Source organism: Mycobacterium venezuelense, from assembly GCF_054919535.1.
The window spans coordinates 84,239-109,375 of sequence record NZ_JBONDW010000006.1; the positions used below are offsets into that span (position 1 = coordinate 84,239).

Below are 25,137 nucleotides of genomic sequence, written 5' to 3' on the forward strand. Positions count from 1 at the left end.
AGGGCTGTTGTTTCACGAACTTCGCGACCCTGTGCGCAATCTCAACGGTTTCACACGATCCAGTTCGCACGCAGCTTCGCGATCTCGTCGGCACTGTAGCCGATTTCCCCGAGCACGTCGTCGGTGTGCTCGCCCAGCAGCGGAGCGCGGTGGCGGATGGTGCCGGGCGTCGCCGACATCCGAAAAGGGGTCTCGACAATCGGCACGTCGCGTGCCGCTCCGGGAAAGGCCACGCGCCGTAGATAGCCCATCGCCTGCACATGCGGATCATCCAGGACGTCCTGCGTCGAGTGCAGCGGAGCAGCAGGCATTTTCGCCTTCTCCAACAGCTTCAGTACTTCGGCCTTGGTCTTGTCTGCACACCAGGACTGCATGATGTCATTGAGGTAATCGCCGTGCTGCCAGCGTGAGTCGTCGTCGGCGAACCGCGGATCGTCGAAGAGTTCTTCGCGGCCCACCAGCCGGCACCAGCGTTTGAACATCGGTTGACCGGCGACCTGCAGCAACACCCACTCGCCATCCGAGGTGCGGTACAGATCGCACGGCGCCACCGAGGCGCCGCGATTGCCCATCCGAGGTTTGTCGACCTGCAGCAGCTCGCGCTCGATCAGGAACGCGTTCGACAACATGAGCGCGGTTGGTAGCAGCGCGCCCTCTACGTGCTGCCCCTCTCCCGTCCGATCCCGGTGATAGAGGGCCATCATCACGCCGATCGTCAATGTGAGTGCAGTCCCGAAGTCCGCGTAGGGCACCACGGTTCGGATCGGCTGGTCTGGCAGACCCTGCCGGTAGACCGCGCCCGACATGACCTGACCGGCACCGTCGAAGCCGATCCGGTCACTGTATGGACCGCCCTCCCCGTAGGCCGTGGCGCTGGCCAGAATGATGTCCGGCTTGACGGCCCTCAATGTGTCGTAGTCCAGTCCGCTCGCCCGCATTCCCGCGGCGGGCATGTTGGCAATGACGATGTCGGACCGAGCCACGAGGCGCCGGGTGATCTCGGCGCCTTCGGGTTTCGTCGAGTCCAGCGTCAGCGACCGCTTGTTGCGGTTGCACTGCAGAAAGGTCCCACCTTCGCCGCTTTCGGTGACGGCCTGCACCCAGCGGTCTTCGCCGCCTTCGCGCTTTTCCACCCGAAGTACGTCGGCGCCCATATCCGCCAAGATTGCACTGCACCACGGCGCCGCGATGAAGCGCCCGTAGTCGAGCACCCGAATCCCGTCGAGCACACCCGGCATCGCTCACCCACCTTCGTCGAATGGTCGACTGTAAGTATTACAGTACGTCGCCGAAGGCTCCTTGCCGCCCAATCCGGCCGGCCTCGGTAGAGTCAGGGTCGGCAACTGGCGCAGGTGGAACACCACCGGGAAGCCAAGCACGGAAGCATCGACCGCCTGGGTGCTCCTCACCTTGAGGAGAACTACCATGCCCGTCACAATCATCGATGGCGTACACGTCGCTGGCGAAATCCTCGCCGACACTCGCCGACAAGCTGCCGCCTTCGAGGAGCAGTCAGGCCGAAAGCCCTGCCTGGCAACTGTACTCGTCGGCGACGACCCCGCCTCCCATACGTATGTGCGAATGAAGGCCAACCGCTGCCGCACCACCGGGCTGGACTCACGCAGCCACCAGATTCCCGCCACCGCGACGACCAGCGAGGTCGTCGCATTGGTGGACCGGCTTTCTCACGACGACAGCGTTGACGGCATTCTGGTCCAGCACCCGATGCCTGCGCATGTCAATGAACGTGCCGTGTTCGAGGCCATACTTCCAAGCAAAGACGTCGACGGAGTGACCATGGCATCGTTCGCCACAATGGCCCTTGGCGGTAGCGGCTTCCAGTCGTGCACCCCGGCAGGAATCATCCACTTGCTCGATGCCTACAACGTCGATCCCACCGGCTTACACGCGGTCGTCGTCGGCCGCAGCCCCATCCTGGGCAAGCCGGTCGGAATGCTGCTACTGGCACGAAACGCCACAGTCACCTACTGCCATTCGAAAACCCGTGACCTACCCCAGATTGTCGCTGGCGGAGATATCGTCATTGCCGCTGTCGGACAGCCAGAACTGATCAAAGGCACCTGGATCAAACCGGCCGCTGTGGTTATCGACGCGGGCTACAACCCCGGCAATGTCGGTGACGTCGAATACTCCTCAGCTGCCGAGAAAGCCAGACTCATCACACCGGTACCCGGAGGGGTCGGCCCCACGACCATTGCGGTCCTACTCCAACAAACCGTGATGGCCGCCCGACAAGCATCCGAACGTTCCCCGGCGTGAGCACCAGCGTCACTCAGAGCGCGCCCGCGCACGCCTCGGTGATGTGGTCGACCCACACATGCGGGTCGGTCGACCACAGATTGTGGCCGACGTCGGGTATCTCCTCGAACCGTCCACGCCGCACCAGCGCGGCGAGTTGGCGCAGCGGCCATGGTGGACGGATGTCGTGTTGAGCGGCCATGAACGTCATGGGAACATCGGAGTCGGCCAGTCGGCGCAGCAGGCGCGGTTCGTGAATCCACTCCACGAACGATGCGGTCAACGCGGCGTGAACCCCTGGCTCCCAAGGGATCTGCAAATCTGCTTCGAGATGGCGTGCCGCCTCATACGCCTGTGACCAGGTTCGGTCCTTGTGCAACCCGTGTCCGGCGATGCCGACGACCGATGCGACCCTGTCCGGATGGTCCAGCGCGTAACGCACGGCCAAGTCGGAACCCCAGGAATGGCCCAGCGCCACCCATCTGTCGATCCGCTGCGATCGCCGTACCGATTCGAGATCGGATACCGCCTGTGCGAGGTCGTGTGGCCCACCCGCGGAGCGCCCTACCCCTCTTGGCTCGGGAAACCACGCTCGCATCTCGCGAGGCGCGAGCGCGTCGTCTTCGAGGTAGTGGACACACCCCGGTCCGCCGGACAGCACCACGACGTCGGGACCGTCCCCGGTGACGCCGACGTGCAGCACCGTGCCGTCATCGGCAGTCACCGTCTTCGTCCGCATATTCACCCCCAGCTCGAACGTCCTATTCCAGCACGCCGAGCCGGGTCAGATGGTCGGTCAACGGCTGCGAGGCCGCACAGAGATGCTCGGCCATGGCCTCGCGCGCCTGATCCGCGTCACGTGCTTTGAGCGCCGCGAGTATCCGTCGGTGGTCATGCGTCGAGTGTTCGGGCCAGCCCTCGACGGTCGGGTACACGGATTCCAGTGCGTATCGGGTGATCTGGGACATCAGCTGGGCCAGCTTCGGCGACTCCGCGGCAAGGTTGACGCCGCGGTGGAACGCGTGGTTGAGCCGCACCGCCCCCTCATGGTCACCTCGGGCGTAGGCGTCCTCCAGCTCGCGCTGGACCTGCTCGAGTTGGTCGAGTTGCCCGTCGGTGATCTGCACTGCGGCCCGGGACGCCAGTTGCCCGCCGATGTGTGCCTGCACCCCGGCAACGTCGTCGATGTCACGCCGGGTGACCGGCAACACCACGAAACCGCGCCGAGGTTGTTGAGTCAGCAACCCTTCTGCGCGCAGCCCGAACAGAGCCTCGCGCACCGGCGTCACGCTGATGCCCAACTCGGCTGCGAGCTGTTCGAGCCGAATGTAGTTGCCCGCCGGGTAGGTGCCGTCGAAGATCCGCCGACGGATCAAACGCGCCACATCTTCGGCAAGCTGTGGACGGGCGGCGAAATCCGGGACGGTCATGCGTCAGATCCGGTAGTCGGCAAGCAGGCGCTTGCTGATGATGTTCTTCTGGATCTCGCTGGTGCCCTCGCCGATGAGCAGGAACGGCGCGTCACGCATCAACCGCTCGATCTCGTATTCCTTGGAATACCCGTAGCCGCCGTGGATCCGGAAGCTCTGCTGCGTGACCTCCGAGCAGAACTCACTGGCCAGATACTTGGCCATGCCCGCGGCCACGTCGTTGCGCTCGCCCGAATCCTTCAGTCTGGCCGCGTTGACCATCATCAGATGGGCTGCCTCGACTTTGGTTGCCATCTCGGCCAATTGGAACGCCACCGCCTGATGCTCAGCGATGGGCTTGCCGAATGTCTGGCGCTGCTGCGCGTAACGCACCGCAAGCTCGAAGGCCCGGATACCGACACCGCAGGCGCGTGCGGACACGTTCACCCGCCCGACCTCGACACCGTCCATCATCTGGAAGAAGCCTTGCCCCGTGACACCGCCGAGGACGTCGTCGGCACTGGCCCGATACCCGTCGAAGATCAGCTCGGTGGTATCGATGCCCTTGTAGCCGAGCTTGTCGAGCTTGCCCGGAATTATGAGGCCGGGAACGACTTCGCCGAAACCAGTTGGCTTCTCGACCAGGAATGCCGTCAGGTTGCGGTGTGGTTTGTCGGCACCCTCGTCGGTACGCACCAGGGCCGCGACCAACGTCGAACTGCCCCCGTTCGTCAGCCACATCTTCTGGCCGTCGATGACGTACCCACCGTCGGCCTGCTTGGTGGCACGGGTACGGATGGCCGCCACGTCGGAGCCGAGCTCTGGCTCCGACATCGAGAACGCGCCGCGCGTCTCACCGGTCGCCATGCGCGGCAGGAAGTTCTGCTTCTGGGCATCGGTACCGTGCTGGCGGATCATGTAGGCGACGATGAAGTGGGTGTTGATCACCCCGGACACGCTCATCCAGCCACGTGCCAGTTCTTCGACGCACAGCGCATAGGTCAGCAGGGATTCGCCAAGGCCGCCGTACTCCTCGGGAATCATCAACCCGAACAGGCCCATCTCTTTCATCTGGTCAACGATGGCCTGCGGATAAGTGTCGGAGTGCTCCAACTCCTGAGCCGCCGGGATGATCTCTTTGTCGACGAATTGTCTTACCGTCGAGACGATCTCGGTCTGAAACTCGGTGAGTCCCAGGGTCTGGGCGAGTCTGGTCACGATGCCACCCTTTCGAAAACGGCGGCCAGTCCCTGCCCGCCTCCGATGCACATCGTCTCCAGGCCGTACCGGGCCTCGCGGCAGTGCAGTTCCCGCGCAAGTGTGGCCAACATCCGGCCACCGGTGGCGCCGACCGGGTGACCGAGCGAGATCCCCGATCCGCGGACGTTGGTGCGCTCGTGATCTGCCGCACCGAACTTCCACTCTTTCATCACCGCGAGCGCCTGCGCGGCGAACGCCTCGTTGAGCTCGATCAGGTCGATGTCACTCAGCTGCAGGCCGGCTTTCGCGAGCGCGACCTCGGTGGCCGGCACCGGACCGATACCCATGATGTTCGGCGCGACGCCTGCCGAACCCCACGACACCAATCGCACAAGTGGCGTCAGTCCGAGTTCGGCAGCCTTGTCCGGTGTCGTGACGATGCACATCGAGGCCGCGTCGTTCTGGCCGCTGGAATTGCCCGCCGTCACGGTGGAATCCGGGTCTTGGTTGAGTAGAACAGGTTTGAGCTTCGCGAGCGCCTCAACCGTGGTGTCGGCGCGCGGATGCTCGTCGACACTGACCGTTTCGTCACCTTTGCGGGTGCGCACCGTCACCGGGATGATCTCCTCGGCCAGCACGCCCTCGGCCTGGGCGGCCACCGCGCGCTGGTGTGACCGCATCGCGAGCTCGTCCTGCTCGGCGCGGGTGATCCCGTACTCGCGGCGCAGGTTCTCCGCGGTCTCCAGCATCCCGCCGGGTACCGGATAGAACTGCCCGCCCGCCGTGGTGCGTCCGCGCGCGAGTCCGTCGTGGATCTGAACACCCGTTCTGGCTCCACCCCATCGCATGTCGGTCGAGTAGAACGCGACGTTGCTCATGCTCTCCGCACCGCCGGCGACGACGAGATCGTTGTCGCCACTGCGCACCTGCAGGCAGGCCTGGATCACGGCCTGCAATCCGGAGCCGCAGCGCCGGTCCACCTGCATGCCCGGGACCGTCACCGGCAGGCCGGCATCGAGGGCCACGACGCGGCCGATCGCCGGTGCCTCACTATTCGGATAGCAGTGCCCGAGAATCACATCCTGCACCTGTTCCGGTGCGACACCGGTGCGCTCGAGCAGGCCCTTGAGCGCGGCGACACCGAGCTCGACCGCGGTGAGTGTCTGAAACATGCCGCCGTAGCGGCCGATCGGGGTGCGGACCGGTTCGCAGATGACGGCGTCGCGCGTTGTCATACGTACCGACCACCCGTCACTTCGAGGACGGTGCCCGTCATGTACGACGACAGGTCACTGGCCAGGAACAGCGCCACCTTGGCAACCTCGTCCGGTTCACCGGCCCGGCCCATCGGCACCTCGGCCAGCTTCTGGTCCCAAATCCGTTGCGGCATGGCCTCTGTCATCGCGGAACGGATAAGGCCCGGCTGGATGGCATTCACCCGAACCCCGAGATGCGCCAGTTCCTTGGCCGACGCCTTCGTCATGCCGACGATGCCTGCCTTGGCCGCCGAGTAGTTCGTCTGACCGATGAGCCCGACCTTGCCCGAGATCGACGACATGTTCACGATCGCCCCGCGCTTGTTTTCGCGCATGATCGCCGCGGCCGACTTCGTGCCGTTCCAGGTGCCCTTGAGGTGCACGGCGATGACCTGATCGAACTGTTCTTCGGTCATCTTGCGCAGGGTGGCATCGCGCGTGATGCCTGCGTTGTTGACCATGATGTCCAACCCACCAAAGCGCTGCACGGCCGCGTCGACCAGCGCTTGTACGTCGGATGCGGACGTGACGTCGCAGCGCACGGCCGTTGCGACGTCGGCACCGCCGAGTTCCTGGGCAGCGGCCTCGGTCGCCTCCACGTTGAGATCTCCGAGCACCACGCGAGCACCCTCGGCGATGAAACGTTTGGCGATGGCAAGGCCCAAACCCTGGGCTCCACCTGTAACCACCGCAGTCTGGTCGGTCAGCAATGACACCTGATCACCTGTCCTAACTCTCGAAGCCGGGGCGCTGTTAGAGCAGGATCATATTTCATATACGATATTGGCCACGCGCGGCCCCCTATGCGATGACGCGAAGGAGTCAACTCTGTGACCGAAGTCAGCAACGAGGATTTCCAGGAGATCCTGGCGCAGACCCGCAGCTTCATCCGGACTGCCGTCGTTCCACGAGAAAGCGAAATCCTCGCCACCGACGCGGTCCCCGACGATCTGCGGGATCAGGCCAAGAAGATGGGCTTGTTCGGCTACGCCATACCGCAGGAGTGGGGCGGCCTTGGCCTCAACCTCGCCCAGGACGTCGAACTCGCAATGGAATTCGGGTATACATCACTCGCGCTGCGGTCGATGTTCGGCACCAACAACGGCATTGCCGGCCAGGTGCTCGTCGGCTTCGGCACCGACGAGCAGAAGACCCAATGGCTGGAGGGCATCGCGTCCGGCGACGTGGTCGCTTCTTTCGCGCTCACCGAGCCCGGCGCCGGGTCAAATCCGGCGGGCTTGCGCACCAAGGCTGTTCGCGACGGCGACGATTGGGTCATCACGGGCCAAAAGCGCTTCATCACCAACGCGCCCACCGCGAACCTGTTCGTCGTGTTCGCGCGCACCCGCCCGGCCGACGATGACGGCCCCGGAATCGCGGTGTTTCTCGTACCGGCCGACGCCGAAGGCGTGGAGGTCGGCACGAAGGACGCCAAGATGGGCCAGGAGGGCGCCTGGACGGCCGACGTCAACTTCACCGACGTCCGTGTCCCGGCGGGCTCGCTCGTGGGTGGAAGCGAGGATGTGGGGTACCGGGCCGCGATGACCTCGCTGGCCCGCGGGCGCGTCCATATCGCCGCATTGGCTGTCGGCACCGCGCAACGTGCACTCGACGAGTCGGTCGCGTACGCGGCCGCCGCCACTCAAGGCGGTCAGCCCATCGGCAGTTTCCAGCTCGTGCAGGCGATGATCGCCGACCAGCAGACCGGTGTCCTGGCCGGACGGGCGTTGGCTCGTGACGCCGCAGCCAAGTGGGTGTCCGGCGAAGACCGGCGCATCGCTCCTTCGGCGGCCAAGCTCTTCTGCACCGAAATGGCAGGCAACGTCGCCGATCTCGCGGTTCAGATCCACGGCGGCACCGGATATATGCGTGAGGTCCCCGTAGAGCGGATCTACCGCGAAGTTCGGCTCCTGCGCCTCTACGAAGGCACGAGCGAGATCCAGCGCCTCATCATCGGTTCGAACCTCGTCAAAGGAGCGCAGAAATGACCGAGCGGCTCACCGGAAAAGTCGCCTTCATCACCGGAGCGGCCCGCGGTCAGGGCCGCGCCCACGCGGTGCGGATGGCCAAGGAAGGCGCCGACATCATCGCGATCGACATCGCCGGTCCACTTCCGCCGAGCGTCCCCTACGACTCGGCGACGCCGGAGGACCTCGCCGAGACCGTGCGCCTGGTCGAGGACACCGGCAGGCGAATCTCGGCTGCCGCTGCAGACACTCGCGATCTCGAAGCTCTGCGGGCTGTGGTCGACAAAGGCGTGGCCGAGTTCGGCAGGCTCGACATCATCGTCGCCAACGCGGGCATCACGGTCCCCGAAGCCTGGAACGAGACCACGCCGGAGTCGTTTCGCGATGTCATCGACATCAACCTGACCGGTACCTGGAACACCGTGATGGCGGGTGCCCAGCACATCATCGACGGCGGCCGCGGCGGCTCGATCATCCTGATCAGCTCAGCAGCGGGAATCAAGATGCAGCCGTTCATGGTTCACTACACTGCCAGCAAGCACGGGGTCACCGGGCTGGCCCGTGCCTTCGCCGCCGAACTGGGCAAGCACAAGATCAGGGTCAACAGCCTGCATCCCGGCGCTGTCAACACCCCGATGGGCACCGGCGACATGATGGCCGCCCTCAACCGGGCCAATGAGACGAATCCCGGCCTGATGAACATGGTCACGCCGTTCCTGCCCGACTTCATCGCCGAGCCCGAGGACATCGCCGACGCCGCCGTGTGGCTGGCCAGCGACGAGTCGCGGTTCGTCACGGCCAGCCGCGTCGCGGTCGACCTGGGTGCCACGCAGTTCTGACCGGATGACCGCCGACTTCGCCGAAATGCTCGCGGCCGGATTGGCCGGCTACGGCGAACGGCCGTTTCTCGAGTTCAATCGAACGTGGCTGTCGGGCAACGCTATAACGAATTACATCGGCCGGATCTCGACGGCACTGCGCGAGGCCGGCGTTGGAGACGACGAGGCGGTCGGCATCGTGGTGCGCAACCGCCCACCGCACGCCGCGGCCATTCTGGGATTCATCGCCGCGCGCCGTCCCGTGGCGATGATCTACTCGTATCAGTCGACAACCTCGATCGCCCGCGACGCCGAAAACCTCGGAGTCGCAGCGATAGTCGCCGGCACCGAGGACTGGACACCACAGCTGCGTGCCGCGGTACGATGTGCCGGGTCCGCAGGCATCGCGTTGTCGAGCGAGCCACTCGCGGTGACCGAGACGGCGCCCCGCGGCACCGTGCGCCCCGAGCCAGCACTGGGCGGCGCCGGCCTACACATTCTCACCAGCGGCACCACGGGCCCACCCAAGCGGATCCCGGTGGCAACACACGTGCTTGCCCATACCGTGCTCAGCATGACGATCGGGACCACGACGCAGCCCGACGATCCACCGGAGCTGGTGTACTGGCCGTTCGGCAGCATCGGCATCTGCCAATTGCTGGCCGCGCCCTGCAACGGCAAGCGCATGGTCCTGCTGGAGAAGTTCACCGTCGAGGAATGGGTACGGGCGGTCAAGACCTACCGGATACGCCGGACTGGCGTCCAGCCCGCGATCATCCGGATGCTGTTGGAAGCCGACGTGCCCAAAGACGATCTGGCCTCACTGGAGTATCTGCCCGGCGGTTCCGGGCCGCTGGAACCCGAACTGAAAGCAGAGTTCGAGAAGCGCTACGGCATACCGTTGTTATGGGCTTATGGCGCAACGGAATTCGCTGGATCGGTCTGCGCCTGGACGCCGGATCTGTACCGCGAGTACGGTGCCGAGAAGCCCGGAAGTGTGGGAAGACCCCTGCCGGGCGTCCGGGTCCGCGTCGTCGATCCCGACACCGGCGATCCGGTCCAGGCCGGCGCCATCGGCCTGTTGGAGGCCAGTGTGGAAGTCATCGGACCGGATTGGGTACGCACCACCGATCTCGCATCGATCGACGTGGACGATTTCGTCACCCTGCACGGCCGTGGCGACGGTGCCATCAACCGCGGCGGCTTCAAGATTCTGCCGGAAACAGTGCGGCGGGTGCTGATCGCACACCCGTCGGTTCGCGACGCCTGTGTCGTCGGGGTACCCGACTCGCGTCTCGGCGCGGTCCCATTCGCCGCGGTGGAACTGAGACAGGGTGCGCCGCCACCGACCGAGGCGGAGTTGAAAGACGTGGTCCGGGAGGCACTGCCGAGCCACCACGTGCCGGTGGCGATAGCGATCGCCGACGCTCTGCCCCGCAACGCGGCGATGAAGGTTCGCCCGGGTGACGTTGCGGCGCTTTACCACTCGCGAGCAGACATCTAGGTACCGGTATCGGCGGGAATTTGGGTACCTTCGCGTCTGCTCGCGGATATCAAGGAACGGGCGAGGAACCGCAGCTGATCCTCGACCGCGGTGTCGAACCAGTCGTGGCCCGGCCAGACATCGAAGTGGTCGCACGGGTAGTGGTGCACCTGGGCTCTGGCCTGCACGGCGGTCTTGACAACCGAGTCGGCCGGGACGAACCGGTCGAAGTCGGCGATCTGCACCAGGACAGGGCATTTCAGGCTTTTGGCGGCCGCGGCGGTGCGGATGCGCACCAGCTCCATGCCGATACCCGCATCAACCTCGTTGCGCCAGGTTGGCCCGGCGATCGACAGGTAGCTCTCGTAGGCGCCGTCGAGGGCGAGGGCACCCGGCTCGCCGGGCCGCGCGGCCAACGGCATCAGCGTCGGAGCACCACCCCGCGCCACGGCCACGCGGCTCTTGAGACCGGCCAACGTCCAGCGCAGCGCCGAACCGACGTCGCGGTGGGCCACCGCGGCCCGGCTCGCAGCCAGCCCGCTGGTCAGCGGGGTCATCGCGATGACTGCCGCGACGTCGCTGCATCGCGCCGCCGTACGCAGCACATGGCTGCCCGAGAACGACGAGCCCCACAACACCACCCGCCCCGGGTCAACCCCGGGCAGGCGTTGCGAGGCGGTGAGCGCGGCGCCGTAGTCGGCGAGCTGGCGGTCGACCGAAACACTCTGCCGCGGTGAGCCTTCTGAGGCGCCGAAGCCGCGGTAGTCGAAAGCCAAGACATCCAGTCCGGCGGCGCTGAACCGGTCGGCGAAGGGTTGGAGACCGGAGTCCTTCGTGCCGCCGAAGCCGTGCGCCATCACCACCACCGGGCGGCCTGCCGGCCCGGCGAACGCGTCTCCTACGCCGGGAAAGTGCCATGCATTACACCGATCGCCCTCGGAGTAGAAGGTGACATCGTTGTGGGTCATACGGTCTGGGCCCTACTCGCGCCGGCAGGCAGCTCACGCTTCTGGAGATCGTGCTCGTAGTAGAAGTAGTCCACCTGCTGGGTGTGGCGGGGCCGGTCGGTGCAGTGCCCGGCGTGCAGTTGCTGATCGGCGTCGATCACCCGTTCCATCTCGGATGCCGACGGCAACGCGTAACGCCCGACCGCGTAGGCCGCGAGCAGCCGGGACTGGCATTCCACGAACGGGAACAGCGTCGGAATCGCCTGTGCGAAGCCGATGAACACCAGATCCGCCATTCCCGGCTTGAACATGCGCTTGTAGAGCCGGATGTGGTTGTCGGGAGCGCTGACGACATCGGGATCGAAGAACGGGAAGGTGATGTTGTACCCCGTCGCATACACGATCGCGTCGAAGACACCGCTCGTACCGTCTTCGAAGTGGACGGTGTCACCGTCGAGCCGGGTCACGTTCGGCTTGGGCTTGACATCACCGGATCCGAGCCGCAGCGGCAGTTCCACCGACTGGGTCGGATGCGCTTCGAACAGCTTGTGATTGGGTGCGGGCAGGCCGTAGGCAGTCGGATCCGTGCCGAGCACCGGCGCGATCAACTGCGCCGCCTTTCGCTGCCATGACAACGGCAGGTAGGGCGTGGTACGGAAGAACTTGTCACCGGGTTGTCCCGCAATGAATTTCGGGACGATCCAGGCGCTTGACCGCGTCGACAGCGTGACCTGGTTCTGCAGGGCTTTGGAGGACAGCTCCACGGTGATGTCCGCGGCACTGTTGCCGATACCAACGACAAGGATCTGCTTGCCGATGAGGTCGAGCGGTGAGGTGGGGTCGATGTAGTGGTGCGAGTGGATCGCCTGGCCGGTGAAGGTGCCAGGGAAGTCCGGCAGCCGGGGATCCCAGTGATGGCCGTTGGCCACGACGAGCAGGTCGAACCGGCGTCGCGCACCCGCCTGGTCCTCGATCTCCCAGCCGCCGCCGTCGGCGCGCGACGCGTGCACCACCCCGTTGTTGAACTCGATGTTGTCGAGGAGTCCGAACGCATCGGCGTAGGCGTCCAGATACGCCTTGATATCGGAGTGGTGCGGGAACGACGGATAGTGTTCGGGCATCGGAAAGTCCTTGAACGACAGTCGATGCTTGCTCGTGTCGATGTGCAGCGACCGGTAGGCGCTGCTGTGTCCGTTGGGGTTTCCGAAAGCCCAGTTTCCGCCGATGCGGTCGGAGGTCTCGAAGGTCGTGTAGGGCACCCGGTAGTCCTTGAGCATCTTGCCCGCGGTGAGCCCGCTGATGCCCGCCCCGATGATCGCGGTCCGCGGTGGCGATTGCTGAAACACAGTGCTCCTCACGTTGTGATGCAGCACACTAACAGCGCCATTTGACGGACGTCAATGAAATCTGACAAGTGTCAGCCACAGCGTGCGAGCAGGCACAGAATCGCACCGGAGCAGGTGCCCTGAGGCCGATTCCGTGTCTGCTCGCGAAAGAAAATCAGCCGATGAACCGGATGATGGACTCGGCGACTGCCGCCGGCTTGTCCGAACCCTCGATCTCGACCGTCACGGTCATCGTTGCCTGCACCGCCCCGTCGAGCTTGGCGACATCGGCGATCTGGGCGCGGGCCCGCACCTTGGCTCCGACCCGCACCGGCGTGATGAACCGAACCTTGTTGTAGCCGTAGTTGATCGCCATGGCGACGTTGTCGACGCGGTAGAGCTGATGGGTGAAGTACGGCAACAGGGACAGGGTGAGCAGACCGTGGGCGATCGTCCCGCCGAAGGGGCCGGCGGCGGCTTTGTCGGGGTCGACATGAATCCACTGGTGATCGTCGGTGGCGTCGGCGAACAGATTCACCCGATCCTGGGTGATCTCCGTCCACTCAGTCGGCCCCAGTTCGCTGCCCGCCGCCGCGACCAACTCGTCAAGATTCTCGAAGACCTTCACCGTCACTCCTCTCGGACCGTGGTCAGAAGACCACCGTTTGGTTCCCAAACCGGATTACGCGGTCCTCACAGTGCCACAGCACCGCACGGGACAACACCAGCCGTTCCACATCGGCACCCAGCCGCACGAGGTCGTCGACCGTGTGGCGGTGATCCACCCGGACGACATCCTGTTCGATGATCGGCCCTTCGTCGAGATCCTCTGTCACGTAATGCGCTGTCGCGCCGACGAGTTTGACCCCGCGCTCCTTGGCCCGGCGGTACGGGGCCGCACCGATGAACGCCGGCAGGAACGAATGGTGAATGTTGATCAACGGGCAACCCACCGCGTCGAGGAACTCCGGGGTCAGGATCTGCATGTAGCGGGCGAGCACCACCAGATCGACATTGCCCCGCAACAGGTCCAAGAGCCGTTGTTCGGCCTCGGCACGGTTCTCTTTGGTGGCCGGCACATAGAGAAACGGAACGCCGAATGCCCGGACCTGATCGGCCAGGTCGGGGTGGTTCGAAATCACCATCACGACCGACATATCGAGCTCACCGCGCCGATTGCGCCACAACAGGTCCAAAAGGCAGTGATCCTCGCGCGACGCCATCAACGCCACCCGCTTGGGTTTGGACGCCTCGGTGAGCCGGAAATCCATGTCGAATGGACCCGCCACCTGCTCACGGAAGTCACGTTCCAGGCCATCGCGCACCGCCGTCAGACCGGGCAGGTGGAAGATCGTGCGTTGGATGAAGGTGCCACCGGACTGCTCGGTGGAATGCTGGTCCAGAGACACGATGTTCGCGCCGGCGCCGGTGAGAAAGCTGCTGATCGCCGCGACCAACCCCGGCCGGTCGGCACACCGCAGCAGCAGCCGGCCCATGTCCTGGGCCGGTAGGGCGTTTGCTTTCGGATACTCCTGCGCCATCACCACCAGATTCTCCCCCGGCGCGGGTCCGGGTTGCAGAACCGGCCACGTGCCGGGCGGTCGAAATACCGCGAAGAAGACATCGCCATTTACCGATCCGCCGCGCAGGCGACCGCGGTGGGCCCATTCGAGTTCACGTTCGCCCACAAGACGCGAAGCGGCTGGCTCGCGCGACGACAGCAAAACTGGCCGAAACTGACGCCAACAAAGATCATTCGACGTCAACGTCAATATGAAAATTTGCTATCCGCACCGATTGTCCATCGTAAACGCCATTTATCGGCAGTTCCGAATTTGCCATAATCGCACTTACCTGCAGGTAATTGGGCTACGGGAGTGCGAAATTCAACACGCCGCTGGACAAGCTTTCTCGGCTAGCTGGAATTACAACGCTGACCGGCGGGATACTCATGTCGCGTATTCGCACAACCGTGCTGCGCACCAAAATCAGCCGTACCAGTCGGGGGTGCGGCTGACCGGACGAAATGGACACCACATGACCGCTCCTCATCTCGATGCCGCAGGCAGCTCCCCCGTCGCTCTCGAAAAAAGCCCGAGTTGGTGGGATCCCGGAAGCGAATGCACGATCGTGGTGGCCGAGCCAGGTATGGAGCGCGAACTGTGGTCGGAATACGTCCGCGGCGCAGAACGCAACTATCTTAAGCACGGTGTTGAGCGCGCCCTCGATATGGAGGCACTGCACACCGGTGCCGACACCGCTTTGTTCTGCGTCGGAATCAACGACGCCGGACACGTGGTCGGCGGTCTGCGAGCCAAGGGTCCCTACCAGAACACCGAGGAATGCCATGCGGTCGTTGAATGGAGTGGACAGCCGGGGCTCGATGCGGTGCGCAAGATGGTGGCCGACCGGCTGCCCTTCGGTGTCGTCGAGATGAAAACGGCGTGGGTCTGCGATGATCCGGAACAGAGTCGCGCGCTCACCGACACGCTGGCCCGGATGCCGTTGCACTCGATGACGTTGCTCAACACGCAGTTCGCGATGGCGACCGCGGCCGCCTATGTGCTCAAGCGATGGCTGTCGTCGGGCGGGGTATTGGCCGCCAAGATCCCGGCGACGCCCTACCCGGATGAGCGCTACCAAACAAAGATGATGTGGTGGGACCGCCGAACCTTCGCCAACCATGCTGATCCGAAACAACTTTCGTCGTACTTTTCCGAGGCACAGCGGATCGGTCCACGGCTCGACGACAACGATGACTCCGACACTTCTACCGCGGCAGGGCAATGACCTACAACGACGATCTCACCGACATCGACGGCAGCGCACCGCACAGTGCCGTCATCATCGACGCCGACAGCGCATCCGGTGTCGGCATCCTCGAGAAGCTACGAGCCGATCCACGGGTCACCGTCATCGACGACTGCCGACAGCAGCAGGAGGCCCTTGTCGGGCTCGTACCGAAGGTCGAGCCCGACATCCTCGACGAGCCGACCAGATGGGTGTACTACCCGTGGCGACGCAGCGTCGTGCACATCGTCGGCCCGCGGGCATTTCACCGGCTACGCCTCGACCGCAACCGCAACCTCATCAGCGCCGCCGAACAACAGCGGCTGGCGAAGCTCAAAGTCGGGGTCATCGGGCTCAGTGTGGGCCATGCCATCGCATATAACCTTGCCGCAGAGGGCCTTTGCGGCGAGTTGAGGCTCACCGACTTCGATGAATTGGAGTTGCCCAACCTCAACAGGGTGCCTGGCACGGTGTTCGACCTAGGCGTCAACAAGGCCGTGGTGACTGCGCGCAGAATCGCCGAGATCGATCCGTATCTACCGGTTCGGGTCGATCTCGGCGGCGCCCAGCCGGAGTCGATCGACGAGTTCGTCCGCGGCCTCGACATCGTGGTCGAGGAATGCGATTCGCTCGACGCGAAAGTCCTTGTACGCGAAGCGGCCCGAGCCCGGCACCTTCCCGTGCTGATGGCAACCGCCGATCGGGGATTGCTCGACGTGGAGCGGTTCGACCTGGAACCGACGCGGCCGATTCTGCACGGCCTGCTCGGCGACATCGAAACCGCACAGCTGGCGGGACTGAGCAGCAAGGACAAGGTGCCGCATGTGCTGCGGATACTCGACGCACCGCAGTTGTCGCCTCGGATGGCCGCCTCGCTCGTCGAGGTCGGCCGGACACTGACGACCTGGCCGCAACTGGCCGCCGAGGTGGTACTCGGGGCCACCGTCGTCGCCGACGCTGTGCGGCGCATCGGGCTGGGCGAGCCGATGCGCTCCGGCCGAGTGCGTGTCGACATCGCTGACACGCTCGACCGGATCGACGACCCGCTGACCGCGCGGCGCGAGCCATCCGAACCTGACGACGATCAGCGGCCGACTGAACCGACTGACGTGGCCGAGATCATCGCGATGGCCGCCGCCCGTGCACCGTCGGGAGGCAATGTCCAACCGTGGCACATCGAGTCGAGCGACACCCAGCTCAACCTGCGGTTGGCGATCAAGTACACCAGCACGATGGACGTGGGCTACCGCGGCAGCGCGGTGGCATTGGGCGCCGCGGCGTTCAATGCGCGGGTCGCCGCTGCCGCACACGGGCTGACGGGGCGGATCGAGTGGTCGCGCGGCGATGAAGGTACGCCGCTGTACGGCACGATGAGCATGTCTCCCGGCGCGGCACCGGAACTTGCGGCGCTGTACGAACCCATGCTGCAGCGCGAGACCAACCGACTGCGGGGAACCGCGGCCCCGATCGCGCCGGACGTGCTGGAGACGCTGCGCACGGCAGCCCTTCAGGAAGGCGCCAGGCTGACGGTTCTCGACACACGGGCCGATATCGAAACGGCGGCAGGCCTTCTCGCCAAGACCGACCGGATCCGCTATCTCACCCCGACGCTGCACCAGGAGATGATCTCCGAACTGCGTTGGCCCGGTGACCCGGCTCAGGACTCCGGGATCGACGTGACGACCCTCGGACTCGATCCGGCCGACCTGGTGCTGCTGGACATCCTGCGCCGCCCGGACGTGATGGCGAAGTTGTCGGACTGGGACGCCGGGGCGGCGCTCGGCGACGACACCTACGAGCGGGTGACATCGAGTTCTGCCCTCGCAGTCGTCTCGGTACGGGGACGCCGGCTGACCGATTACGCGCAAGCCGGTTCGGCAGTGGAGTCGGTGTGGGTGGCCGCGCAGCAGAACGGGCTTGCCGTTCAACCGGTGTCGCCGGTGTTCCTCTATGCCCACGACGACCGTGACCTCGAAGAGTTGTCCATGGCCCACGCCGGGACGCTGCGCGATCTGCAGTACTCTTTCCGCAGGTTGACCACGACCGAGCGCGACGAATCGCAGGCGTTGGTGCTCAGGTTGTCCTTCGCACCGCGCCCGACCGTACGCAGTCGGCGTCGGGCCCATCTGCCGGGTCAGACGCCGCAGTACGGCTGACGAAGACCGGAGGTAGTCGGTGCCAGGCAGCCTGGACTTTCTTGTCACGTCGGTGGCCACGCAACTGATGGCGGTCGACGCGGCAACCTCGGTGCCGGTCAGTCAGCAGGTACTGGCCGAACTGGTGTCCTTCTTCGACGTCGATGTGAGCTTTCTGCGGCACAACGATCATCGAGCGCACGCGACGCGGTTGGTCGCCGAGTGGCCACCGCGTCCCCTGGACTCGCCGACCGATCCGATCGCCGTCATCCACTTCGCCGACGCCGACCCGGTATTCGCGATGGCCGAACATCTCAAGGAGCCCGCGGTGTTCCGGCCAGAGCCGGCCACCGACGATTACCAGCGCACCATCGAGGCCGGGCGGCACATCCCGAGCACCTCGATGGCGTGTGTTCCGTTGCTTTCGGGCGACGTCACCACCGGTGTACTGGGCTTCGTCAAGTTCGGCGACCGCGAGTGGCAGCCCGCCGAGCTCAACGCACTCAAGGCGATCGCATCGCTGTTCGCGCAAGTGCAGGCCCGCATCGAGGCGGAGGAACGGTTGCGTTATCTCGCCGACCACGACCACCTCACCGGGCTGCACAACCGGCGCGCTCTGATGGCGCACCTGGAGGCCCGGCTGGCCCCTGGACAGCCAGGCCCGGTGTCGGTGTTGTTCTTCGACCTCGACCGGTTGAAGGCCATCAACGATTACCTGGGTCATACCGCCGGAGACGCATTCATCAGCATCCTGGCCCAGCGGCTTCAACGCGGCGACGACCAGCCGAAGCTGATCGCGCGGCTCGGCGGCGACGAATTCGTCGTCGTTCCCGCGGCTCCGATGTCGGCCGAGGCGGCTACCGCACTCGCCTACCGGCTGCAGTCGGTGCTGCGCGAGCGCGTGACCGTCGACGGGGAGATGCTCACCCGCACGGTCAGCATCGGTTTGGCCGAAGGCATTCCGGGCAGGGATTCGACATCGGACGTGCTGAACCGCGCCGACCACGCGGTGCTCACCGCCAAGAGCTCAGGCGGCAACAAGGTCACCGTGTTCTCCGATGCGATGGCGATGGAAATCGACTTCCGCAACGACATCGAACTGCACCTGCAGAGCGTGATCGAAAGCGGCGCACTGCTTCTGCACTACCTTCCCGAGATCGACATGCGCACCGGCGAGGTGCTGGCCGCCGAGGCGCTGGTCCGCTGGCAGCATCCGACCCGCGGTCTACTGGCCCCCGATTCGTTCATCGGCGTGGCCGAATCGATCAACCTGGCGGGCGAGTTGGGTCGCTGGGTGCTGCGGACGGCATGCGCCGAGTTCTCCCGCTGGCGCGCCAACGGCGTTGGCCGCAACATCGTCCTGCGGATCAACGTGTCGCCGGTTCAGCTGGTGACCGACGGGTTCGTCGACTCGGTGGCCAGCATCATGAGCGAGTTCGGTCTGCCGCGCGGTTCGGTGTGCCTGGAGATCACCGAAAGCGTTGTGGTCCAGGACATCGAAACGACCCGCACGACGCTGACCGGCCTGCACAACGTCGGGGTCCAGGTGGCCATCGACGATTTCGGCACCGGATACAGCGTGCTGTCGCTGTTGAAATCGCTGCCCGTCGACACCCTGAAGATCGACCGCAGCTTCGTCGCCGAACTCGGCTCCAATCCCGGCGACCTTCCGATCGTGCGGGCCGTGATCGCCCTCGCCGGAGCATTCGGGCTGCAACTGGTTGCCGAAGGCGTCGAGACCGAACGCGCCGCGCTCACCCTGTTGCGCCACGGGTGCTACCGAGCGCAGGGCTTCCTGCTTTCGAAGCCGATTCTGGGCAGCGAGATGCAGACGCTGCTAGCCAAGGGGCGGGTACCCGTGCACTTCTCGGCTGCCCCGCGCATGTGAACGCCCGGCCTCGTGCAGCCCGTCGTGCAGACGGTTGATCCGGCAGTAGCCCGACCGCGATGGTTTCGGGGAGTCGGTGGCCAGTAGTTCGACCCGGCCGAATCTGCTCGCGCTGTGGCCCACCAAGGCGACCTGCAACGAGTGTCGGTGTTCGGGCAGCGCGTGGGCGGCACCGGCGCCATGTCGGCTCGGCATGGCGATCGCGATGCCGTGACGAGCGCGCAGTGCGAGTGGACCGTCGGCGGTGGTGAGCACCGCGCCCACAATCTCGCCTTCCTCGAACACGATGCGTTCCAGTGAGATGCCGTCCGATATCTGAACGCCGCGCTCACGGGTCTGGCTGAGCAGCCATTCGTTGACTGCCGATGACGCGCTGATGCCGTGGTCGGGTTGGATCGCACCGATCACTTTGACGTCGATCTCCGCGCCGGCCGGTGTCCGCATCGGGGTGGTTCCGCGGTCGAGAAGCCGGGTGTAAAGCACTCCGTAGGGCGAGAGCAGGCAGCGCGAGGCCCAGTCCCTGAGACGTGCACCGTAGAACGGGGGCACGGGACCGCTGAGCTCAGCCGGACTGAGGTCACTCATCGCGCGGATCGACACATCCGCTTCGACCGCGGCGGCTTCTCGTGGGCCCAGGTCCTGGGTCAGGCCGTCGAAATAGTCGCGGGTCTCCGGATCTTCGATCCTCTCGCCCAGCCACCGGCTGGGCGTGGTCGCGTCTTGCTGCCCGGCCCGGGCCACGAAGACCTCAAGGCCGGCGTCCATCGCCGTGATGGCCGTCGCCAGAGCACCGAAGCCCGTGCCGCAGCAAACTACATCGAATTCGTCGTCCCACATCATCTATCGACGTCCCGACCCATCGGAAGCGAGCGCGGTTGTGGCTGACGGACAGGCCGGTACCAGCGTCATCCGACGCGGTTGATGCCGAAGGTATGAGGTTGCCACGGCCCGCACCGGGATTCGAGGGGGATTGCCGGTGCAGGCCATGGCAACGCACACAGGATAACTCTGCGCGAACGCCGACGGCGTTGTTGCACGGTCCGTCGCAGCACCGGCAGCGGGGGCGCGATCCAACGCTGCTCGGCTCAGCCACGGCGAACCAAGAGTTATCACGCTACGCACCTTACATACCTTTAGAATGTTCTGCACGTGCCACGGAGACTTTGAGTATTTCGACGCGACGGCGAGGCCAATGAGGACACGACCGCTGGTGTGTCTGCCCCAGGAAGACCAGATGAAAGAATTGCCGTACCCCGCACCCGACGGGATCCGCATATTCGCCCGACATTGCAGTCGCAAAGATTTCGAGGTTGGTTGGTGACCGAGCAGCTCGACCGCCGAGCACACCTCACCCGGCTTCAGATCCTTCAAGCCGCGGCCGGTCAGTTCGCACGCAAGCCATACAGCCTGGTCAGCCTTGACGACATCCTGGCCGACGCCGAGGTGACCAAGGGCGCGCTCTACTTCCACTTCCGGTCCAAGCATGCGCTGGCATCGTCGATCGTCGATCACCGCGCCGAACAGTCGCGTCTCGCCGTCGAAGAGGTGCTGGCGCGCAACCTGTCCGGTCTGGAGACACTGATCGACATCACGTGCCTACTGGCCGCGGAAGACATCGGCGACACCATGGCGCGCGCAGGCCTGAACCTGGTCGAGTCCATCGGCCGCACCGACGGGTTGGGACCGCGCGTGCTGGACGCCTGGGTGCACGGATTCACCGACATCGCGCGACGGGCTGCCGATGAAGGGGACATCGCCCCCGAAAGCGACCCGCAGACCGTCGCAAGACTGCTGGTGTCGATGTATCTCGGCACGCGCCAGACAAGCGACCTCGACGACCCGCAGCGTTTTCTCACCGACCTCGAACAGAGCTGGAAGCTCGTCCTGCCGGGCTTCGCCAACCCCGACCGACTCGGCTACCTCGGCCAGTTCATCCGGCGGCGTACCGCGTTGGCGATACGGAACGTAGAACCGCTCAACGTCGGAGAAACCGGCTTCGACACGACCGCCCGCACCGGGTCAGGGTGACCGGACCGTCAAAGACATCGACATGCCACGCCAAGCCCGATCCGGGATCACCAGACGCAAGATCATTGCCGCCGCCGTTGACGTATTCAGCGAGATGGGTTACCCCGCAACGGGTCTGGGCGAGATCATCGAACGCGCCGAGATGACGAAAGGCGCGCTCTACTACCACTTCGACTCCAAGGAATCCTTGGCAGAGGCGATCATCGACGAGTGCGGAGCCAGCATGCTGGCCGCTCTCCGCTCCATCACCGAATCGGCGTCGCCCGCACTGGAGAACGTCATCCACGGGATGTTCGTGGTGTGCGATTTCAGCCGCACCGACAAAGTGGCAGAGATCGGCATGCAGTTGCTGCGCACGTTCACCGGAATCAACGAGGTCGCCGGACGCGTCTATACGAGCTGGCTGGACGAACTGACCGAGCAGATGGGCAAGGCCGCCGCCGAGGGCGATCTCCGTGCGGAGTTGGACGTCCAAGGCGCCTCCGAAGTCATCCTGGGCTCCATCCTCGGCGCCGAAGCGCTGTCTCAGGCCGGTGTGACCGGGGTAGCTCTCCGACAACGGGTGGCCCACACCTGGGAGTTGTTACTGCCGGCGATCGTCAGCGAAGAATCGCTTGACTACTTCCGCGAGTTCCTGGCTCGCGAATCGCTGCGGCGGTCCCCCACCGCCCAATAGAACGCGATTACAGCTCGTCCACCCACAACCGTTCGGTGAGGTCCTGGAACGTCGCGAGCGCTACGGGGTCGTCGCCCCGCAGCAGTGCCGACTTGCTCATTCTGGCCCGCACGATGGAGCCATCGTGATGTACCAGATCGACGATGAGATCGGCGTGTGCGCGTACGACGGATACGGCCGACTCGTCAGCGGGCAACGAGTGAAAAATGTCAGCAAACTTCATCATGTTAAGCGCGTCGGCGCTGTGGCCGACCATTTCGGCAAAAGCGCTGTTGGCGAAGAGGATTGCTCCGTCCGCGGCGATTGCGAGCACCGGAACTGGAAACCGCTCCAAAACGACGAGCGCAGGCATTTGCTGCAGAAGTGCCATCGGTGAGTCAGTGCCCTGACCGTTCTGTCGCCGCTCCACGCCTCCGATTATTGCCCCTGCGCCGCGCGGGTTACCAGCCGTGGCCAGCACCTTTGGAGAGAGGGAGCGTCAGTGGCCGCTCATGAGCCGGGGTGGCGCACGCCACATGACTAACTAGGTTTACTCTGTGGGGGCGACATCGGCAGACAGGGGCATGGCATGGACCTGAAGTGGTCGAAATCCGACCAGGAGTTCCGCGACGAAGTGCGCGGCTTTCTCGCGCAGAAGCTGACTCCGGAACTACGGCGGGCCGGTCGGCTGATGACGAGCGTGTATGCCGATCACGACGCCAGCATGGCCTGGCAGGCGATCCTGCATGAGCGCGGGTGGGCGGCCCCGGCCTGGCCGGTCGAGCACGGCGGTTGCGACTGGAGCCTGACGCAGCATTACATCTTCAGCAGAGAATCGACGCTGGCCGGCGCACCGTCGTTGTCCCCCATGGGTATTCGGATGGTGGCCCACGCGATCATCGCGTTCGGCACCGACGCGCAGAAGGAGTACTTCCTTCCCCGCATCCTGACCGGTGAAGTGTTCTTCTGCCAGGGGTATTCGGAACCCGAGGCCGGCTCGGACCTTGCCGCGCTGTCGATGTCGGCGGTTGCCGACGGCGACGACCTCGTCTGCACGGGCAGCAAGATCTGGACGACCCACGCACGCGAGGCGAACTGGATGTTTGCACTGGTCCGCACGTCCCGCACGGGCAAGAAGCAGCAGGGCATCACGTTCGTGCTGATCGACATGTCCTCACCGGGTATCGAGATCCGGCCGCTCGTCATGACGTCCGGCGAGGAGGTCCAGAACCAGGTCTTCTTCGACGAAGTGCGCGTGCCGAAGTCCAATGTGATCGGCACGATCGACGACGGTTGGACGGTCGCGAAGTACCTGCTCGAGTTCGAGCGCGGCGGCGGCGCGTCTGCCCCGGCACTACAGGTGCTCGCCGAGGAAATCGCGGCGGCGGCCGCGGACCAGCCGGGTCCGGGTGAAGGCCCGCTGATCGATGATCCAGCGTTCAGCCGTAAGCTCGCCGACGCCCGCATCCGCACCGACGTGCTGGAAATCCTGGAGTACCAGGTGCTGGCGGCAGTGGCCGAGGGACGCAATCCGGGCACCGCTTCTTCCATGCTCAAGGTTTTGGCCACCGAACTGAGCCAGACGCTGACCGAGCTGTCGATGGAAGCGGCCGGCCCACGTGGCCGGGCCTATCAACCGCACGCGACGTGCCCGGGCGGTCCGATCGCCGAGTACGAGCCCCCGGCGGACGGCTATGTCAGCGGCGAGCCGTGGCAGGCCGTGGCACCGCTGCGGTACTTCAACGACCGGGCCGGCTCAATTTACGCCGGCAGCAACGAGATTCAGCGAAACATCCTCGCCAAAGCGGCCCTCGGACTCTGACGGGAATCAGTGATGGACTTCAACCTGACCAAGGAACAGGAACTGCTGCGGGACGGGCTAACCAAGTTCCTGTCCAGCCGCTACGACCTGCAGTCGAGCCGAACCGCAGCCAAGCTGGGCGCGGGCTGGCAACCGGAGATCTGGCGCGGATTCGCCGATGAGCTCGGAATTCTCGGCGCGACCCTGCCCGAGGAAGCCGGGGGAATCGGCGGCGGACCGGTCGAGGCGATGGTCATCGCCGAGGCCCTGGGGCACGCACTCGTGGTCGAACCGTTCGTCGACACCGTCGTGGTTGCGGGTGGCCTGCTGCATCGCGCGGGCACCGAACGCGCCCAGGCACTCCTGGAAGACCTGGTGTCCGGCGCAGCAGTCGTCACACTCGCGGCTACCGAGCCGGAATCCGGGGACAACTGGGGCGACGCCGCCACGACCGCTCGGCGCGATGGTGACGAATGGGTGTTGCATGGCACGAAGATCATGGCCGTGAGCGCACCGCTTGCTACCCACCTGCTGGTCACGGCGCGTACCTCGGGGGAACGCGGCGACGCCGAGGGCATCTCGTTGTTCCTCGTCGACCTCAGCTCGGCGGCAGACGGTTTCACGGCTCATCACTACCGCACCGTCGATGACCGCAGGGCATCGGATCTGAGCTTCGACGGCTTACGACTGCCGGGCGATGCGCTGCTCGGCGAAGAAGGCGGGGCCTGGCCGTCCCTGGAACTGGCCCGCGACGAAGGTGCGGCGGCGGTGTGCGCGGAAGCCGTTGGCGGGATGCGCAAAGTGCTCGCCGACACCGTCGAGTACTGCAAGCAGCGCCAGCAGTTCGGCCAGCCGATCGGCAGTTTCCAAACGCTGCAGCACCGCATGGTCGACATGCTCATGGAGGTCGAACAAGCCTCGGCAGCGGTATACCTGGCGGTGTTGAACCTGGACTCCGGACCCGCCGCGCGGGCCCAAGCGGTGTCGGCCGCCAAGGTGACCGTGGGCCGAGCCGCCCGCTTCGTGGGCCAGAACGCGGTGCAGCTGCACGGCGGGATGGGCATGACCGAAGAGCTCGCGATCGGTCACTACTTCAAGCGGCTCACGGCGGTGCAGTACGAGTTCGGCTCGACCGACCACCACATCACCCGATACGCACAGTTGACGCGGCCCTGA

Annotated in this window: 23 protein-coding genes and 1 riboswitch; of the genes, 11 read left to right on the plus strand and 12 right to left on the minus strand. The window is 65.2% G+C overall.

What is annotated here, in order from left to right; genetic code table 11:
* Positions 1-50: 50 nt before the first annotated feature.
* A complete protein-coding gene (locus ACRCUN_RS11565) occupies positions 51-1,238 on the minus strand; it encodes a CaiB/BaiF CoA transferase family protein (protein ID WP_462141784.1) in 1,188 nt (395 codons plus the stop codon).
* A gap of 91 nt (positions 1,239-1,329) precedes the next feature.
* Positions 1,330-1,407, plus strand: a riboswitch (ZMP/ZTP riboswitch).
* Positions 1,408-1,425: 18 nt separating this feature from the next.
* Between ACRCUN_RS11565 and ACRCUN_RS11570 the strand changes: the two genes are divergently transcribed.
* Positions 1,426-2,280, plus strand: a complete 855-nt coding sequence (locus ACRCUN_RS11570; RefSeq protein ID WP_462141785.1) for a bifunctional 5,10-methylenetetrahydrofolate dehydrogenase/5,10-methenyltetrahydrofolate cyclohydrolase — start codon at positions 1,426-1,428, stop codon at positions 2,278-2,280.
* 13 nt (positions 2,281-2,293) lie between these two features.
* Here the strand turns inward: ACRCUN_RS11570 and ACRCUN_RS11575 are convergent, their stop codons facing one another.
* From ACRCUN_RS11575 to fabG, 5 genes are read right to left on the minus strand one after another with little or no spacing between them, the layout of a single operon-like run.
* Positions 2,294-2,998, minus strand: a complete 705-nt coding sequence (locus ACRCUN_RS11575) for an alpha/beta fold hydrolase (protein ID WP_462141786.1) — start codon at positions 2,996-2,998, stop codon at positions 2,294-2,296.
* Between the two features lie 22 nt (positions 2,999-3,020).
* Positions 3,021-3,689 carry a GntR family transcriptional regulator gene (locus tag ACRCUN_RS11580; RefSeq protein ID WP_462141787.1) on the minus strand — a complete coding sequence of 223 codons (669 nt, stop codon included), beginning with the start codon at positions 3,687-3,689 and terminating at the stop codon, positions 3,021-3,023.
* Between the two features lie 3 nt (positions 3,690-3,692).
* Entirely contained in the window at positions 3,693-4,886 is a 1,194-nt protein-coding gene (locus ACRCUN_RS11585) for an acyl-CoA dehydrogenase family protein (protein WP_462141788.1), read from the minus strand.
* Positions 4,883-6,103 carry an acetyl-CoA C-acetyltransferase gene (locus ACRCUN_RS11590; protein ID WP_462141789.1) on the minus strand — a complete coding sequence of 407 codons (1,221 nt, stop codon included), beginning with the start codon at positions 6,101-6,103 and terminating at the stop codon, positions 4,883-4,885. Before ACRCUN_RS11590 ends, ACRCUN_RS11585 begins: the two co-directional genes overlap by 4 nt.
* Complete coding sequence (gene fabG / locus ACRCUN_RS11595; protein WP_462141790.1) at positions 6,100-6,840, minus strand: 3-oxoacyl-ACP reductase FabG; 741 nt, start codon at positions 6,838-6,840, stop codon at positions 6,100-6,102. The genes ACRCUN_RS11590 and fabG overlap by 4 nt, the downstream gene beginning before the upstream one ends.
* Before the next feature lie 114 nt (positions 6,841-6,954).
* On the opposite strand from fabG, the gene ACRCUN_RS11600 reads away from it, so the two are divergent.
* Genes ACRCUN_RS11600 through ACRCUN_RS11610 form a run of 3 tightly spaced genes read left to right on the plus strand, consistent with a single transcriptional unit; the run spans position 6,955 to position 10,413 of the window.
* Positions 6,955-8,112 (plus strand): acyl-CoA dehydrogenase family protein, encoded by a 1,158-nt coding sequence (locus tag ACRCUN_RS11600; protein ID WP_462141791.1) that lies wholly within the window; start codon positions 6,955-6,957, stop codon positions 8,110-8,112.
* Entirely contained in the window at positions 8,109-8,930 is an 822-nt protein-coding gene (locus tag ACRCUN_RS11605; protein ID WP_462141792.1) for a mycofactocin-coupled SDR family oxidoreductase, read from the plus strand. Before ACRCUN_RS11600 ends, ACRCUN_RS11605 begins: the two co-directional genes overlap by 4 nt.
* A 4-nt stretch (positions 8,931-8,934) precedes the next feature.
* Complete coding sequence (locus ACRCUN_RS11610; RefSeq protein ID WP_462142033.1) at positions 8,935-10,413, plus strand: class I adenylate-forming enzyme family protein; 1,479 nt, start codon at positions 8,935-8,937, stop codon at positions 10,411-10,413.
* Here ACRCUN_RS11610 and ACRCUN_RS11615 read toward each other — a convergent pair.
* The 4 genes from ACRCUN_RS11615 to purU form a co-directional block, all read right to left on the minus strand.
* Positions 10,410-11,360, minus strand: a complete 951-nt coding sequence (locus tag ACRCUN_RS11615) for an alpha/beta hydrolase (RefSeq protein ID WP_462141793.1) — start codon at positions 11,358-11,360, stop codon at positions 10,410-10,412. The genes ACRCUN_RS11610 and ACRCUN_RS11615 overlap by 4 nt on opposite strands.
* The gene (locus tag ACRCUN_RS11620; protein ID WP_462141794.1) at positions 11,357-12,685 is read right to left on the minus strand and encodes a flavin-containing monooxygenase; all 1,329 of its coding nucleotides are present in this window, start codon (positions 12,683-12,685) and stop codon (positions 11,357-11,359) included. Before ACRCUN_RS11620 ends, ACRCUN_RS11615 begins: the two co-directional genes overlap by 4 nt.
* A 154-nt stretch (positions 12,686-12,839) precedes the next feature.
* A complete protein-coding gene (locus tag ACRCUN_RS11625; protein WP_462141795.1) occupies positions 12,840-13,292 on the minus strand; it encodes a MaoC family dehydratase in 453 nt (150 codons plus the stop codon).
* Between the two features lie 22 nt (positions 13,293-13,314).
* Complete coding sequence (gene purU, locus ACRCUN_RS11630; protein WP_462142034.1) at positions 13,315-14,205, minus strand: formyltetrahydrofolate deformylase; 891 nt, start codon at positions 14,203-14,205, stop codon at positions 13,315-13,317.
* 496 nt (positions 14,206-14,701) lie between these two features.
* On the opposite strand from purU, the gene ACRCUN_RS11635 reads away from it, so the two are divergent.
* Genes ACRCUN_RS11635 through ACRCUN_RS11645 form a run of 3 tightly spaced genes read left to right on the plus strand, consistent with a single transcriptional unit; the run spans position 14,702 to position 19,477 of the window.
* Positions 14,702-15,454: a hypothetical protein gene (locus tag ACRCUN_RS11635; protein WP_462141796.1), complete on the plus strand. Its 753-nt coding sequence runs from the start codon at positions 14,702-14,704 to the stop codon at positions 15,452-15,454.
* Positions 15,451-17,610, plus strand: a complete 2,160-nt coding sequence (locus ACRCUN_RS11640) for an Rv1355c family protein (protein WP_462141797.1) — start codon at positions 15,451-15,453, stop codon at positions 17,608-17,610. The genes ACRCUN_RS11635 and ACRCUN_RS11640 overlap by 4 nt, the downstream gene beginning before the upstream one ends.
* A 19-nt stretch (positions 17,611-17,629) precedes the next feature.
* Positions 17,630-19,477: a bifunctional diguanylate cyclase/phosphodiesterase gene (locus ACRCUN_RS11645; protein WP_462141798.1), complete on the plus strand. Its 1,848-nt coding sequence runs from the start codon at positions 17,630-17,632 to the stop codon at positions 19,475-19,477.
* Here the strand turns inward: ACRCUN_RS11645 and ACRCUN_RS11650 are convergent.
* Positions 19,427-20,317 carry an FAD-dependent oxidoreductase gene (locus ACRCUN_RS11650; protein ID WP_462141799.1) on the minus strand — a complete coding sequence of 297 codons (891 nt, stop codon included), beginning with the start codon at positions 20,315-20,317 and terminating at the stop codon, positions 19,427-19,429. The genes ACRCUN_RS11645 and ACRCUN_RS11650 overlap by 51 nt on opposite strands.
* A 474-nt stretch (positions 20,318-20,791) precedes the next feature.
* Between ACRCUN_RS11650 and ACRCUN_RS11655 the strand changes: the two genes are divergently transcribed.
* Both ACRCUN_RS11655 and ACRCUN_RS11660 read left to right on the plus strand, forming a co-directional pair.
* Positions 20,792-21,505 carry a TetR family transcriptional regulator gene (locus tag ACRCUN_RS11655; protein ID WP_462141800.1) on the plus strand — a complete coding sequence of 238 codons (714 nt, stop codon included), beginning with the start codon at positions 20,792-20,794 and terminating at the stop codon, positions 21,503-21,505.
* Positions 21,506-21,527: 22 nt separating this feature from the next.
* Positions 21,528-22,181 carry a TetR family transcriptional regulator gene (locus ACRCUN_RS11660; protein ID WP_462141801.1) on the plus strand — a complete coding sequence of 218 codons (654 nt, stop codon included), beginning with the start codon at positions 21,528-21,530 and terminating at the stop codon, positions 22,179-22,181.
* Positions 22,182-22,188: 7 nt separating this feature from the next.
* Here the strand turns inward: ACRCUN_RS11660 and ACRCUN_RS11665 are convergent, their stop codons facing one another.
* Positions 22,189-22,551, minus strand: a complete 363-nt coding sequence (locus ACRCUN_RS11665) for a PAS domain S-box protein (protein WP_462141802.1) — start codon at positions 22,549-22,551, stop codon at positions 22,189-22,191.
* Positions 22,552-22,749: 198 nt separating this feature from the next.
* On the opposite strand from ACRCUN_RS11665, the gene ACRCUN_RS11670 reads away from it, so the two are divergent.
* Together ACRCUN_RS11670 and ACRCUN_RS11675 are read left to right on the plus strand one after the other, a co-directional pair.
* The gene (locus ACRCUN_RS11670) at positions 22,750-23,982 is read left to right on the plus strand and encodes an acyl-CoA dehydrogenase family protein (protein ID WP_462141803.1); all 1,233 of its coding nucleotides are present in this window, start codon (positions 22,750-22,752) and stop codon (positions 23,980-23,982) included.
* A 12-nt stretch (positions 23,983-23,994) separates the two neighbouring features.
* Positions 23,995-25,137: an acyl-CoA dehydrogenase family protein gene (locus ACRCUN_RS11675; RefSeq protein ID WP_462141804.1), complete on the plus strand. Its 1,143-nt coding sequence runs from the start codon at positions 23,995-23,997 to the stop codon at positions 25,135-25,137.